The following is a 14,808-nucleotide window of genomic DNA, read 5'->3' as shown; positions in this document are numbered from 1 at the left end:
CCAATTTTGAGTAATATATCTATTAATTTTTATTCGATTAGCAGATAAGAAAAAGGCTGCTTAAATAAGCAGCCTTTGATTCGATTTTCTAATGATTACTCAGTAGTAAACACTAGTAGTTTGGCTTAGTCATGCCTGCGCCAGCTTTGTTTGACGCTACCTGACTGCCTGCACCTTTTGGTACAAAACGTTCAGTGCGGAACGGTGCTGCAACCACTTCAATCTCTTTGATCTCTCGAGGACCTGGAGCTTTAGTCATTGGTGAGCCTGCTTGCTTCTTCGCAACCGTTGCCTTTGGCGTTTCTGCTTTTACAACAGGCGCTTCTTCAACTTTCACTTCAGCTTTCGGTGCTTCAACGACTTTTGCTGGTTCAACGACAGCCGTTTCAGCTTTAACTGCTGGTGCTTCAGCAACGGGTTCTTCAGCAACGGGTTCTTCAGTTTTCACAGTCTCGGCTGGTGCTTCAACTACTAGAGTTTCAACGACAGGAGCCTCAACTTTCGCTTCGACAACCACTGGAGTTTCTTCAACAACAGCAGGAGCTTCAGTGACTTGAGCTTCAGCAACTGGTGCCTGAGTTACAGCAGTCTCTTCACGACGGATAATCACTTTACCCATTGCCAGTTCAGGACATGCAAAACCGCCAGCCATTAAAACGCTGCTTTGTGGTGCTGCCTCTTGAGCGACACTTTGCTCTTGAGTATTAACCACTGTTTGCGTTTCAACTGCTATTTCAGCCACTTCAGGTTTTGCCTGTTTATGGTGAGGTTTCGGAATGAAGCGAGGCATCACTTTACCCATAGCCATCTCTGGAGAAGCTACACCACCTTTACGTAGGCGGAATGGGTTAGGGCGACGGTCACGACCGCGACGACGACGTTGACCACTTGCACGTAGGTGACGTGGAGAACGACGGTTACGACGTTGTTTCGGTTCTTCCTGTTCAGATTGCTCGCCATTTGCTTGAGTTGCTTCAACTTGCGCTGCAACTTTTTGCTCTTGTGCTACTGATTTGTTTTTCGCTGCTGCTTGCTCTTTAGAAACAGATGGTGCTTTTTGTTCCTTAGTAGAGTTTTCAGCCGCGTCTGCTTGAGCTTGCTGGTCTTTAACACGAACTTGCTTGTTCAGCTTACGACGTTGGCGACGCTCTTTAATCTTAGCTGCTTTCGCTTCAGGCTTAGCCTTGGGCGTATCTGACTTGCCAGCTTGCGCATCTGCCGCTAACTGTAGGCCTTCTTCTGCTAATTTAGATGGTGCTTGATCTTCGCGTTGCTTCTGCTCATCACGCTGCTTGTTGCGGCGATCTTGCTTAGGCTTGCGAGGTTGACGATTTTGCTGTGGAGCTGCATCTTTCTGCTCTTCAGACTTATCATCACGTGCAGGCTTGCGACGGCGTTTGTTGTCACGGTTATCGTTACGGTTGTCACCACGCTCACCACGTTGGTTACGGCGGCGGTTATCGTTACGGTCACGGCGTTGACGGTTGCCATTGCGGTTGTTTTTAGGCTTCTCTTCAGTTTGTTTCTCTTCTTGCTTCTCTTCTTGAGTTGAAGAGCCAAATAGGAAACTACCGATAGCCTTAAAGAAGCGACCAATTAGGCCAGACTCTTGTGCTACTGGTTCAGCTTTCTTCTCTTGTGCCGCTTTTGGTGCTGGCGCTGGAGTCGGTGCTGATTGAGCTGGAGCAGCGAAGCCTTTCAGAGCTGGCTCTTCGATCTTTTTAGGACGAATTGCTTGTTCTGCAGGTTCTTTGCTTTCTGCTTCTTTCAGAGCATCTAGCTTCTTAGGAAGTAGGTAAGAAAGTAGATCGAATTCTTCACCTTCACGAACACGGATAACCTCAAAGTGCGGTGTTTCCATGTCAGAGTTAGGAACAACAGTGATCTTAACTTCTTGGTTCTTCTCGATGTGATTTACTGAGCGACGTTTTTCGTTCAGAAGGTAAGAGGCGATAGGAACAGGCACAACAGCAAGTACTTGCGCTGTGTTGTCTTTTAGAGCTTCTTCTTCAATCAAACGTAGAACAGACAGTGCTAGAGATTCGTTATCACGAACAACACCAGTACCCGTACAACGAGGACAAATGTGGTGGCTTGCTTCTGCTAGTGATGGGCTCAAACGTTGACGAGACATCTCTAGAAGACCAAAGCGAGAAATACGGCCAATTTGTACACGAGCACGGTCTAGACGAACGGCATCACGTAGGCGGCTTTCAACTTCGCGTTGGTGGCGAACCGGAGTCATATCGATAAAGTCGATAACAACAAGACCACCTAGGTCACGCAGACGTAGTTGACGTGCAATTTCATCGGCTGCTTCTAGGTTAGTGTTCAGTGCTGTCTCTTCGATATCGCCGCCCTTTGTTGCACGAGCCGAGTTGATATCGATAGAAGTTAGCGCTTCTGTTGGATCGATTACGATAGAACCACCAGATGGAAGACGAACTTCACGTTGGAAAGCCGATTCGATCTGGCTTTCAATCTGGTAGTGACTGAATAGTGGCACTTCACCATCGTACTTCTTAACGCGATTCATGAAATCTGGGCGTATTAGTTGAATGTGCGCTTGAGCACGTTCAAAAATAGTATTGCTGTCGATTAGAATCTCGCCGATGTCACGACGTAGGTAATCACGAATTGCGCGAACAATAACGTTACTTTCTTGGTGAATTAGGAAAGGAGCTGCATTTGAATCAGAAGCTTGCTTGATAGCGCCCCAGTGATTCAGTAGAACGTTTAGGTCCCACTCTAGCTCTTCTGCACTTTTGCCAACGCCCGCTGTACGCACGATTAAGCCCATACCTTGAGGAAGCTCAAGAGTGCTCAATGCTGCTTTCAGTTGGGTGCGCTCATCACCTTCGATACGACGAGATATACCGCCTGCACGAGGGTTGTTTGGCATAAGAACTAAGTAACTACCTGCCAAAGAGATGAAAGTTGTCAGTGCAGCACCTTTGCTACCACGTTCTTCTTTCTCTACTTGTACGATTACTTCTTGGCCTTCTTTTAGCACTTCTTTAATGCTAGGACGGCCTTGGTATGTATAACCTTCAGGGAAGTATTCGCGGGCAATTTCTTTAAGAGGGAGGAAGCCGTGACGTTCTGCGCCGTAATCAACGAATGCCGCTTCTAGGCTTGGTTCAATACGGGTAATACGTCCTTTGTAGATATTCGCTTTCTTTGACTCGTGACCTGGACTTTCGATATCTAGATCGAATAGTCGCTGGCCGTCAACCAAAGCAACACGCAACTCTTCTTTTTGAGTTGCGTTAATTAACATTCTTTTCATTTAGAAATACTCGTTGTCTTTTCTTATTTTCATCATTGTTCTTATCGCTTTATTTCGTTTCTCATGGTGCCAGATCCCATGGCTTTATCGGTGCAGCCTCCCGGCTGGAGAGGGATGCTCTGGGGCACGTCAGTCATCATAGGGAGTTAGCCTATGATCCGCGATGTGGCGGTGAATACTCAACATGAGCGTACGTGAGTAGAGCGATAAGGGGACTCAGTTGACTGTGTCTTACGCCAATTGCAGCACTGTCTAATCTGAGTTATCTACTCATTTACTTGCTTATGAACGATTGTCTGTTTAAATTTTAGTCAAACCGTTGATAGCAGCTGTGAACTATAGCAGTGGTCGGTAAACACAGCAATCTGCTTTGTCGGAATGCTGTAAAAAAAACAGTTTTTGTTTGTGTTTTGATAGCTCTAACTCACTGTCTATAAATAATTTATCAAATGATATTTTAATTTGCAGGAATCTTGGTGCTTTTTTGTTCGAAGAATCAAAGAAATATAGAACTTTAGCGACCATTTGTTGGTAGATGATCAAGAGTTAAGAGTAAATTAGTTCAGAATAGACCTAAGAAAATCTCAATTATCAAAAGTGACAGTGATACAATAGCGCAATGAGCGAAATTAGAACCCAAGTCCAATTTGTCGATATTGACGAAGATATGGCTGGTCAGCGTATTGATAACTTCTTACGCAACCAATTAAAAAACATCCCGAAAAGCATGATTTACCGAATCGTGCGTAAAGGCGAAGTCCGCGTAAACAAAAAACGCATTAAGGCTGAGTACAAACTAAAAGCCGGTGATTTAGTTCGTATCCCGCCAGTCACCATTGAAGAGAAAGTTGAAGAGAACGTGCCAAGCACGAAACTCAACAAGGTTTCAGAATTGGAACAGTGCATCATTTATGAAGATGATCACATTCTGATTCTAAACAAACCATCGGGCACTGCCGTTCATGGTGGTAGTGGACTTAAGTTTGGCGCAATTGAAGCATTGCGTGCACTTCGTCCTGAAGCTCGCTTTCTTGAGTTAGTGCACCGTATCGATAGAGATACGTCTGGCATCTTGCTTGTTGCTAAGAAGCGTTCGGCGCTAAGACACCTTCAAGCACAGTTCCGTGAAAAAACGGTTCAAAAATACTACTTCGCTTTAGTTATGGGCGAGTGGAAGAACAGTTGTAAGGTGGTGAATGCGCCTCTGCTGAAAAATGAAGTAAACAGCATTGTTCGTGTTAACCCGAATGGTAAAGCCTCTGAAACCCGTTTTAAGGTTTTAGAGAAATTCAAAGATGCGACACTGATTCAAGCAAGTCCTATTACTGGTCGCACGCACCAAATCCGTGTACACACTCAATATACTGGCCACCCAATTGCATGGGATGACCGCTATGGTGATCGTCGTTTTGATGCTTACACTGGAAAGGTCGGTTTGGATCGTTTGTTCCTACATGCAGCACACATCAAGTTTACGCACCCGGGTAGCGAAGAGAAGATGGATATCTCAGCTCCGATGGAAGCGAGACTAGAAAAAGCACTAACTGGTTTACGTGAGCTTTAAGAAGATACGAGATACGAAGTTATAGAGTGTCTCTAAATTTGTTCTTCAGTATCCATAATTGAGAAAGGTTGACGAATTTCGTCAACCTTTTTTGTTTGTGCTTGCTACAAGAGATCCCCCAACTCACTCGTCCCTCACTCTTGGGGATGACGATACTTTTTGCTATTCGGATAAAATAGTACCTTGTGTTTACGTATTATCGCGGTCGAACAACTTTTGGGTTACTGTCTTCCGCATTGTTAATGAGACAGCGGCAACCTTTTTAAAAGTTGAGTGGTACTACTATGGCCTTCATATCGTGTTCTCCTTAAAGTTCAAGAGACAGCTTCCGTCATTCCCTAGACTGACGAAGGAAGGAGTAGGGGATCTCTGTAAGAGTGGTAAGTGCGAGTTAAAGCACACTCATTTCTTGCGCATCTAGCATATCGACTAAGTCGATAAGCGGCAGACCGATAAGCGTGTTTGGATCTTTTCCTTCCATCTCTTTAAACAAAGCGATACCTAGTCCTTCACACTTGAAGCTGCCTGCACACCAATACGGTTCTTCTTTCTCAACATAAGAGATGATCTGTTGCTCGGTTAAGTCACGGAAGTGAACAATAAAGGTATCGAGACGCGTGTCAGCTTGTTGGGTTTCGCTATTCCATAAAGTGATACCTGTATAGAAGGTGATGCTCTTGCCACTTTGACGAGACAACTGCTCAATCGCTTTTTCACGAGTGTGAGGCTTACCTATGATCTCACCGTCGATCACGCAGACTTGATCCGAGCCAATCACCAAACTTGGCTGCTCAACAACGCAAGATTTAGCTTTGGTTTCAGAGAGGCGCATGACCAACTGTAGTGGAGTCTCCCCTGAAATCGGTGTTTCGTCACAGTCAGGCTTGGCTGTAATGAAGCTAATTTGTAGCTTTTTGAGGATCTCTTGCCTAAATGGTGAGGTAGAGGCTAAAACTAGTTGGTAATTTTTCATTTTAATTTACAATTCATAGAAGCATTTACAGTAGGATATAGGAAGTTATCCCGCTATTCATAATGCTCTGTATGGGAAAGGTAAAAAAGTGTACTTTTTTTGCCATTTCCTTTGACTAAACTCGATTTGGAAGATAAGATTCGCGCCCTATGCAAAAGGTAAAAATACCGCGTACAGTTGATCCGGCAAGAACGGCTCAGAAACGACTAGATTTAGATGGCATCATCCAAAGCAGTCTTTTTAAACGTTTAGCTGACGCAACTGAAGGCGTAAAACGTGACGCGCAAGTCTCATTGTCATTTGGGCTTGATGAACAACGATTAGTCGTTATCTCTGGTAAAGCTAACGTCGAAGTCGATTTAGAGTGTCAGCGTTGTAATGAGGTTTTCGCACATGAGTGCGATGTCCAATTCACTTATACTCCTTATTATAATGAGAAAAGTGAAGAGGAAGCACCGGAAGAGTACGATTTGGTAGATCTGAACGAGTACGGTGAGTTAGACCTGATTCAACTAGTTGAAGACGAGTTCATCCTTGGATTGCCACAGATAGCAATGCACGATAATGCGAAATGTAGCGTTAACTCAAATAACTTGGTGTTTGGTGAACTTCCTGAAGAAATTGAGGAAGACAAGAAGCCGAATCCATTTGATGTTTTAAAAAGCTTGAAGAAGTAACTGCTTCTTTAAGAATTTACATAGGAGTAGGGTCAATGGCCGTACAAAAGAGCAAGAAATCACGTTCAATGCGTGGCATGCGTCGTTCACACGATGCGCTAACTACAGCTGCACTTTCTGTAGACGCAACTTCAGGTGAAACTCACCTACGTCACAACGTGACTGCGGAAGGTTTCTACCGCGGCAAAAAGGTTATCAACAAGTAAGGTTGACCTTTGCAAAATCTAACCGTTGCGCTTGATGCAATGGGCGGGGACTTCGGTCCTCGTGTAACAGTGCCTGCCGCCGTGCAGGCACTGTCGTATTTCCCAGAGCTAAAAGTCATTCTCATAGGTGATCGAAACGCGATCACATCTCAATTATCTTCATTAGGTCGAGTGCCTGACTCTCGTTTGAGTATTCAGCATTGCGATCGAGTTATTTCCAATTCTGAAAAACCTTCACTAGCCTTGCGTAACAGTCAGGGTAGCTCCATGCGTGCTGCTATTGATTTGGTCGCTGACTCTCAAGCCGATGCTTGTGTGAGTGGTGGCAACACCGGCGCATTGATGGCTCTGTCCCGTTTTCGACTTAAGCTCCTCCCTGGCATTGATAGGCCAGCATTGGTTTCAGCTTTGCCTACCGCTTCAGGGAATCGTACATGGATGCTTGATTTAGGGGCAAATGTGTCTAGTGATGCAGATTCGCTTTTCCAATTTGCTGTGATGGGCAGTGCATTAGCGGAACAACATTTGGGTCGCGCTCCACGTGTCGCTATTTTAAATATCGGTGCCGAAGAAATTAAAGGTAATGACCTTGTAAAACGATGCGCTGAAATGTTGTCGAATACTCAGTCTGTGAACTTCATAGGCTATATTGAAGGTAACCAACTCCTTCAAGATGCTGCTGATGTCGTCGTATGTGATGGTTTTGTGGGCAATGTCTGCTTAAAAACGTGCGAAGGTACGGCTCAGCTCTTTATTGATAAGTTAAAAACGCGCATGATGGCTTCAACTATAAAGGGTTGGATAGCCAGAATGTTGTTTTCTGAGCTATTTACTGAATTAAAAACCTTGAACCCCGACCAGTATAACGGCGCAAGTTTGTTAGGATTGCGCGGCATTGTCATTAAAAGTCATGGAAGTGCTGATGTATCTGCAGTTGTCAACGCGATTGGCGAGGCAGTACACGAGGTCAAACGACAAGTCCCCAGCCGCATTAGCGATCGTTTGGAAGCGGTTTTACTCGAGAGGCATTATTAGTCTTCATGTATAGCAAAATTTTAGGTACTGGCAGCTACTTGCCATCTCAGGTGCGTACTAACGCAGACTTAGAGAAAATGGTAGAGACTAGCGACGAGTGGATCGTTGCTAGAACAGGTATTAAAGAGCGTCGTATTTCAGCGGAAAACGAAACCGTTGCAGATATGGCGTTTTACGCTGCTGAAAATGCCATTGAAATGGCGGGTATCGACAAAGAAGAGATTGATTTAATCATCGTTGCGACCACCAGTAGTAGCCACACATTCCCATCTTCGGCGTGTCAGGTACAAGGTAAGCTTGGTATTAAAGGCTGCCCCGCGTTTGATTTGGCTGCAGCGTGTTCTGGTTTTGTCTATGCTTTGTCTGTTGCAGATCAGCACATCAAATCAGGCATGTGTAAGAACGTTTTGGTGATTGGTGCCGATGCACTGTCAAAAACCTGTGATCCGACTGACCGCTCTACGATCATCTTATTTGGTGATGCAGCAGGCGCGGTGGTTGTAGGTGCAAGCGAAGAGCCAGGTATTTTGTCGACTCACATTTACTCTGACGGTAAATACGGTGAGCTTCTAAGCCTTGAAGTACCAGAGCGTGGCGGTGACGCTGACAAATGGCTGCACATGGCGGGCAATGAAGTATTCAAAGTGGCGGTAACTCAGCTATCTAAGCTGGTTAAAGACACATTAGCTGCAAATAACATGGATAAGTCTGAGCTTGACTGGTTAGTCCCACACCAAGCTAACTACCGTATTATTTCGGCAACGGCGAAAAAACTGACAATGTCACTTGATCAAGTGGTGATCACCCTTGATAAGCACGGCAACACGTCAGCAGCTACCGTACCAACAGCATTAGACGAAGCTGTTCGTGACGGACGAATTAAACGCGGTCAAACACTTCTATTGGAAGCATTTGGCGGCGGCTTCACTTGGGGTTCTGCGTTAGTTAAATTCTAACCCTAAGCGAAAACTTACAAACAAGGCACATAACTTATGTGCCTTATCCGATTTTTTGCTTTGCTTAAAGGAAAATTACAATGAGCAAGTTTGCTATCGTATTCCCAGGACAAGGCTCTCAAGCTATCGGTATGCTTGCAGACCTAGGCGAACAGTATGATGTTGTTAAACAAACATTTGCTGAAGCTTCAGAAGCACTTGGTTACGATCTATGGGCATTAGTTCAAGATGGCCCAGTAGAAAACCTAAATGAAACTTTCCGCACTCAACCGGCTCTATTAACAGCGTCTGTTGCAATTTGGCGTGTATGGCAAGATCTTGGCCTAGAGCAACCTGCAAACTTAGCGGGTCACAGCTTAGGTGAATACTCTGCACTAGTATGTGCTGGCGTTATCGACTTTAAAGAAGCGATCAAGCTAGTTGAACTACGTGGTCAACTAATGCAAGAAGCAGTTCCTGCAGGCGTTGGTGCTATGTACGCAATCATCGGTCTAGATGATGAGGCTATAGCTAAAGCGTGTGAAGAGGCTGCACAAGGCGAAGTTGTTTCTCCAGTGAACTTCAACTCTCCTGGTCAAGTTGTTATCGCGGGTAACAAAGCGGCAGTGGAGCGCGCTGGTGCACTATGTAAAGAAGCGGGCGCTAAGCGTGCACTTCCTCTACCAGTATCTGTACCGTCTCACTGTGCACTAATGAAACCTGCAGCAGACAAGCTAGCGGTGGCTCTAGAAGCTCTAGAGTTCAACACGCCAACGCTACCTGTTATCAATAACGTTGATGTTGTTGCTGAAACAGACCCAGCAAAAATTAAAGATGCACTTGTTCGTCAACTTTACAGCCCAGTTCGTTGGACTGAAGGTGTACAAGCAATGAATGAGCAAGGCGTTGAGAAGCTACTTGAATTAGGTCCTGGTAAAGTTCTTACTGGCCTAACAAAACGAATCGTAAAAACTATGACAGCTGCTGCAGTTAACGACACTGCATCATTAGAAGCTGCTAAGTAATAACCACTGAATAGAGAAGTTATGATGAATTTAGAAGGCAAAGTTGCACTAGTTACAGGCGCAAGCCGTGGTATCGGTCGTGCAATCGCTGAACTTTTAGTTGAGCGTGGTGCTAAAGTTATCGGTACTGCTACATCTGAAGGCGGCGCTGCTGCAATCAGTGAGTACCTTGGCGAGAACGGTAAAGGTCTTGCTCTTAACGTAACTGATGTTGACTCAATTGCTGCTACACTGAAAACCATCAACGATGAGTTCGGTGCGATTGACATTCTAGTTAACAACGCAGGCATCACTCGCGACAACCTACTAATGCGTATGAAAGACGACGAATGGAACGACATCATCGACACTAACCTAACACCTATCTTCCGCATGTCAAAAGCTGTATTGCGTGGCATGATGAAGAAGCGTGAAGGCCGTATCGTAAACGTTGGCTCTGTAGTTGGTACTATGGGTAACGCTGGTCAAGCAAACTATGCAGCGGCGAAAGCTGGCGTGATTGGCTTTACTAAATCAATGGCTCGTGAAGTTGCGTCTCGTGGCGTTACAGTGAACACTGTTGCTCCTGGTTTCATCGAAACTGACATGACTAAAGCGCTAAATGATGACCAACGTGCAGCAACTTTGGCGAATGTGCCAGCAGGTCGACTAGGTGACCCTCGCGAAATCGCTGAAGCTGTGGTATTTTTGGCGTCGCCTGCGGCAGCTTATATCACAGGTGAAACACTTCACGTCAATGGCGGTATGTACATGGTTTAAATTATGTGCAACATTTGTGCATTATTTAAGTCAAGATCATACGTAATTTCGGTTAAAATCGTGAAAATTGTGGTTTGACCAGAAAAGTTGACCTTGCAACTTTCAATAGATTGAATAAACTACGGAAAACATCGCATAAAGCGAACTCTGTAAAGGAAAAGAAAAAATGAGCAACCTCGAAGAACGCGTAAAGAAAATCATTGTTGAACAGCTAGGTGTAGACGAAGCTGAAGTTAAAAACGAAGCTTCTTTCGTTGATGACCTAGGTGCAGATTCTCTAGACACTGTTGAGCTAGTAATGGCTCTAGAAGAAGAATTCGACACTGAAATCCCAGATGAAGAAGCTGAGAAAATTACTACTGTTCAAGCAGCTATCGATTACGTAACTAGCGCTCAGTAATAATCTCTCCCAGGCGGTCACCTCGACCGCCTGTGTTTTCTCTAACTTATCTATCCTCATCTTAAATCACCTCAATCTCCGGAGTGTAAAATCGTGTCCAAGCGTCGTGTAGTTGTCACTGGCATGGGTATGTTGTCACCGGTAGGCAACACTGTAGAATCTTCTTGGAAAGCCCTGCTAGCTGGTCAAAGTGGTATCGTGAATATCGAGCATTTTGATGCAACCAATTTCTCAACTCGTTTTGCAGGTCTAGTTAAAGACTTTAACTGCGAAGAGTACATGTCTAAAAAAGATGCTCGTAAAATGGATCTATTCATCCAATACGGCGTCGCAGCAGGTGTTCAGGCACTTGATGATTCTGGTCTAACTGTTACTGATGAGAACGCACCACGTATTGGTGTGGCTATCGGTTCTGGTATTGGTGGTCTTGGTTTGATCGAAGCTGGTCACCAAGCGCTTACTGAAAAAGGCCCTCGTAAAATTAGCCCATTCTTTGTTCCGTCAACGATCGTGAACATGATTGCTGGTCACATGTCTATCATGCGTGGTCTACGCGGTCCTAACATCGCTATTTCTACTGCATGTACAACTGGCCTACATAACATTGGTCACGCGGCACGTATGATTGCATACGGCGATGCTGACGCAATGCTAGCGGGTGGTGCTGAAAAAGCATCTACACCACTAGGTATGGGTGGTTTTGGTGCAGCTAAAGCGCTATCTACTCGCAACGACGAGCCTCAAAAAGCTTCTCGTCCATGGGACAAAGGCCGTGACGGTTTCGTTCTTGGTGACGGTGCTGGCATGATGGTTCTAGAAGAGTATGAACATGCGAAAGCTCGTGGCGCTAAGATTTACTGTGAGCTAATTGGCTTCGGTATGTCGGGTGACGCTTACCACATGACATCTCCAAGTGAAGATGGCTCTGGTGGCGCACTAGCAATGGAAGCGGCTATGCGTGATGCTGGCATTACTGGTGAGCAAATCGGTTATGTTAACGCACACGGTACATCGACTCCAGCAGGTGATGTAGCAGAAGTTAAGGGTATCAAACGTGCTCTTGGCGAAGCTGGCAGCAAGCAAGTATTGGTTTCTTCTACGAAATCAATGACAGGCCACCTTCTAGGTGCTGCAGGTTCTGCTGAAGCTATCATCACGGCTATGTCTCTGGTTGATCAAATTGTTCCACCAACAATCAACCTAGATGATCCTGAAGAAGGCTTAGACATTGACCTGGTACCTCACACCGCACGTAAAGTTAGCAACATGGAATATGCTGCATGTAACTCTTTCGGTTTCGGTGGTACAAACGGCTGTTTGATTTTCAAAAAGATTTAATCATCTTATAAAAGACCTAAACGTCGTAGATAGTCATAATTAGACTTGTTTTTAAACGGCTTGATGCTTAGCATTGAGCCGTTTCTTTTTATGGGAAAAAACATGTTTTGGGTTGACGGAGAAAGCCAGCAAACTATCGACATCTTAGACCGTTCGTTTCAATACGGAGACGGCTGTTTTACGACTATGCTTGTCTCAAATGGTGAGATTGAGCATTTTCACGACCATCAGTACCGTGTCGATGAATGTCTAAAAACGTTACGTATTTCTGCATTAGATTGGAATGTGGTTAACGTGTGGCTAGCTCGTGCAATTCAACACATCCAAAACTGCCACCACGAAAGTGCAAACAAATCTAATAGCAGAAAAGCCGGAATAAAGCTCCATGTTAGCCGTGGTGCAGGTGGGAGAGGCTATAGTACCAAGAACATTGCTAAGCCAACCATTACCATTAGTACGTTTGATTACCCATGCCACTATGCAGAATGGCAAGACAACGGAGTTGAGCTTGGAGTTTGTCGCCAAGCACTCGGTTTGAGTCCATTACTTGCTGGTCACAAACATAACAATCGCTTAGAACAAGTATTGATGAAGGATGAAATGGATCAGGCTGGTGAAGTTGACGGTTTGGTTCTTGATATCTTGGGCAATGTGATTGAAACCACCATGGCCAATCTATTTTGGCGTCAAGGTGATGTCATTTATACTCCGCAGCTTACCCAAAGTGGTGTTGCAGGCGTTATGCGTAAGCAAGTGTTAACGACGCTGAATCAAACTGAACTTTCCGTTACTATTGCTGACTACTGCTTACCTCAAGTCATGCAAGCTGACGAGGTTTTCATTACCAACTCCATTTTAGGGGTTGCTCCTGTTACCCGTATTAGTGAAACCCAATTCGACATTGGAACCGTTACTCGTAGCCTTCAAGGACAACTAAACTCGTGATCAAAAAGTTATTTATTTTTATTATCTTGTGCCTAATCGCAGCGGGCGCTGCTGGGTTTTACGTTTACAACCAAGCGCAAGATAACCTCAAACAAGTTATTCAATTAGAAAAGCCGCAGGTGGTTACCATCGCCTCTGGTAGCAGCTTTAATCGTGTACTTGCGCAGCTGATTAATGAAGCCCTATTTGAGGCATCTCCTTATGAGAAACTAATTCGCAAGTTACACCCAGAGCTTGTTGATGTTAAAGCAGGTACATTCCTGTTAGAGCCGGGTTTGACGCTTGAGCAAGCGCTACAGGTTCTTGTTGAAGGGAAAGAGCATCAGTTTACTATCACCTTCGTTGAAGGCAGTCGTTTTGACGAGTGGCTTGTTCAGTTAAAGAACAATGAGTTTATTCAACAAACGCTTGATGGTGTGTCTGAAAAAGAGATCGCTGAAAAGCTGGGTATTGAAAACGAGAAGCTAGAAGGTTTGTTCTTAGCGGAAACTTACCACTACACCTACGGCACTACAGATTTAGATTTGCTAAAGCGTGCGCATCGCGATCTGATGAACGTTGTGAACGACGAGTGGGAAAAGAGAGCGGACAAACTGCCTCTTAAGTCACCTTATGAAGCGCTGATTCTGGCATCTATCATTGAGAAAGAGACGGCCGATGCTTCAGAGCGTGAACGTGTGTCGTCTGTGTTCGTCAACCGTTTGAACAAGCGTATGCGTCTACAAACGGACCCAACGGTGATTTATGGAATGGGTGATAGCTACGATGGCAATATCCGTAAGAAAGATCTAAGAACCCCAACGCCATACAACACATACACTATGAGTGGTTTGCCGCCAACGCCGATTGCTATGGCGGGCCGAGCGTCAATTAACGCGGCCCTGAATCCAGAAAAGAGCAACTACCTCTATTTTGTCGCGAGTGGCACAGGTGGGCATGTATTTTCAAAGAGTTTGGCTGAGCACAACCGTGCGGTACGAGCTTACTTAAAACAATTAAGAAAAAACAAATAAAGAACGAATTATGAATCAGTCGAAATTTATCGTGGTTGAAGGCCTTGAAGGTGCGGGTAAAAGCACAGCTATCAATGCCATCATTGAGACATTGAAAGCATCTGGTGTTGAAGAGCTCGTAAACACTCGCGAACCAGGCGGTACCGTGCTGGCAGAAAAGATGCGCTCACTGGTCAAAGAAGAGCACGAAGGCGAAAAGCTTCAAGACATGACTGAGTTACTGCTGATGTACGCTGCACGTGTTCAATTAGTCGAAAACGTGATTAAGCCGGCTTTGGGTAGCGGTAAGTGGGTATTAGGTGATCGCCATGATATGTCTTCTCAAGCGTATCAGGGTGGTGGTCGTCAGATCGCGCGCACGACAATGGAATCATTGAAAGCAACCACGCTAGGCGATTTTAAGCCGGATCTAACTCTGTACTTGGACCTAGACCCTAGAGTAGGGCTTGAGCGTGCACGTGGCCGTGGTGAGCTTGATAGAATCGAAAAGATGGATATCTCTTTCTTCGATCGCACGCGTGAACGTTACCTTGAGATAGCTGCACAAGATGACTCGGTTCTTGTGATCAATGCAGAGCAAGAAATAGAACAAGTAGCCGCGGATATTAAGCAAGCGCTTAGTTCGTGGTTAGACCAACAGTAGGTAGTC

14 protein-coding genes are annotated in these 14,808 nt (G+C 45.1%); 12 read left to right on the top strand and 2 right to left on the bottom strand.

Annotated elements, in window-relative coordinates; translation table 11 throughout:
• Positions 1-112 precede the first annotated feature (112 nt).
• The gene (rne, locus tag A3712_RS15870) at positions 113-3,289 is read right to left on the bottom strand and encodes a ribonuclease E (RefSeq protein ID WP_063524225.1); all 3,177 of its coding nucleotides are present in this window, start codon (positions 3,287-3,289) and stop codon (positions 113-115) included.
• 619 nt (positions 3,290-3,908) lie between these two features.
• On the opposite strand from rne, the gene rluC reads away from it, so the two are divergent.
• Positions 3,909-4,853, top strand: a complete 945-nt coding sequence (rluC, locus tag A3712_RS15865; protein WP_063524224.1) for a 23S rRNA pseudouridine(955/2504/2580) synthase RluC — start codon at positions 3,909-3,911, stop codon at positions 4,851-4,853.
• A gap of 391 nt (positions 4,854-5,244) precedes the next feature.
• On the opposite strand, the gene A3712_RS15860 is transcribed toward rluC, so the two are convergent.
• Positions 5,245-5,826 carry a Maf family protein gene (locus A3712_RS15860; RefSeq protein WP_063524223.1) on the bottom strand — a complete coding sequence of 194 codons (582 nt, stop codon included), beginning with the start codon at positions 5,824-5,826 and terminating at the stop codon, positions 5,245-5,247.
• Between the two features lie 149 nt (positions 5,827-5,975).
• On the opposite strand from A3712_RS15860, the gene yceD reads away from it, so the two are divergent.
• The 11 genes from yceD to tmk all read left to right on the top strand — a co-directional run bounded on the left by yceD (position 5,976) and on the right by tmk (position 14,802).
• Positions 5,976-6,503 carry a 23S rRNA accumulation protein YceD gene (yceD, locus tag A3712_RS15855; protein ID WP_063524222.1) on the top strand — a complete coding sequence of 176 codons (528 nt, stop codon included), beginning with the start codon at positions 5,976-5,978 and terminating at the stop codon, positions 6,501-6,503.
• 35 nt (positions 6,504-6,538) lie between these two features.
• A complete protein-coding gene (gene rpmF, locus A3712_RS15850; RefSeq protein WP_004737376.1) occupies positions 6,539-6,709 on the top strand; it encodes a 50S ribosomal protein L32 in 171 nt (56 codons plus the stop codon).
• A 9-nt stretch (positions 6,710-6,718) separates the two neighbouring features.
• Entirely contained in the window at positions 6,719-7,744 is a 1,026-nt protein-coding gene (gene plsX, locus A3712_RS15845) for a phosphate acyltransferase PlsX (protein WP_004737377.1), read from the top strand.
• Between the two features lie 5 nt (positions 7,745-7,749).
• Positions 7,750-8,700, top strand: coding sequence for a beta-ketoacyl-ACP synthase III (locus tag A3712_RS15840; RefSeq protein WP_063524221.1), 951 nt, complete (start codon positions 7,750-7,752; stop codon positions 8,698-8,700).
• An 80-nt stretch (positions 8,701-8,780) separates the two neighbouring features.
• Positions 8,781-9,704, top strand: a complete 924-nt coding sequence (gene fabD / locus A3712_RS15835) for an ACP S-malonyltransferase (RefSeq protein WP_063524220.1) — start codon at positions 8,781-8,783, stop codon at positions 9,702-9,704.
• A gap of 24 nt (positions 9,705-9,728) precedes the next feature.
• Positions 9,729-10,463: a 3-oxoacyl-ACP reductase FabG gene (gene fabG / locus A3712_RS15830; RefSeq protein ID WP_004737380.1), complete on the top strand. Its 735-nt coding sequence runs from the start codon at positions 9,729-9,731 to the stop codon at positions 10,461-10,463.
• Between the two features lie 166 nt (positions 10,464-10,629).
• Positions 10,630-10,863 carry an acyl carrier protein gene (gene acpP, locus A3712_RS15825; protein ID WP_004737381.1) on the top strand — a complete coding sequence of 78 codons (234 nt, stop codon included), beginning with the start codon at positions 10,630-10,632 and terminating at the stop codon, positions 10,861-10,863.
• A 93-nt stretch (positions 10,864-10,956) separates the two neighbouring features.
• Positions 10,957-12,201, top strand: a complete 1,245-nt coding sequence (gene fabF, locus A3712_RS15820) for a beta-ketoacyl-ACP synthase II (protein ID WP_063524219.1) — start codon at positions 10,957-10,959, stop codon at positions 12,199-12,201.
• Positions 12,202-12,303: 102 nt separating this feature from the next.
• Positions 12,304-13,146, top strand: coding sequence for an aminodeoxychorismate lyase (pabC, locus tag A3712_RS15815; protein WP_063524218.1), 843 nt, complete (start codon positions 12,304-12,306; stop codon positions 13,144-13,146).
• The gene (gene mltG, locus A3712_RS15810) at positions 13,143-14,159 is read left to right on the top strand and encodes an endolytic transglycosylase MltG (RefSeq protein ID WP_063524217.1); all 1,017 of its coding nucleotides are present in this window, start codon (positions 13,143-13,145) and stop codon (positions 14,157-14,159) included. The genes pabC and mltG overlap by 4 nt, the downstream gene beginning before the upstream one ends.
• Positions 14,160-14,169: 10 nt before the next feature.
• Positions 14,170-14,802: a dTMP kinase gene (gene tmk / locus A3712_RS15805; protein ID WP_063524216.1), complete on the top strand. Its 633-nt coding sequence runs from the start codon at positions 14,170-14,172 to the stop codon at positions 14,800-14,802.
• The last annotated feature ends 6 nt before the right edge of the window (positions 14,803-14,808 follow it).

The sequence above is a fragment of the Vibrio sp. HI00D65 genome, from assembly GCF_001635455.1.
GTDB lineage: Bacteria > Pseudomonadota > Gammaproteobacteria > Enterobacterales > Vibrionaceae > Vibrio.
The sequence above is the reverse complement of the archived record's forward strand: the minus strand, read 5'-3'. Positions and strand labels throughout refer to the sequence as shown.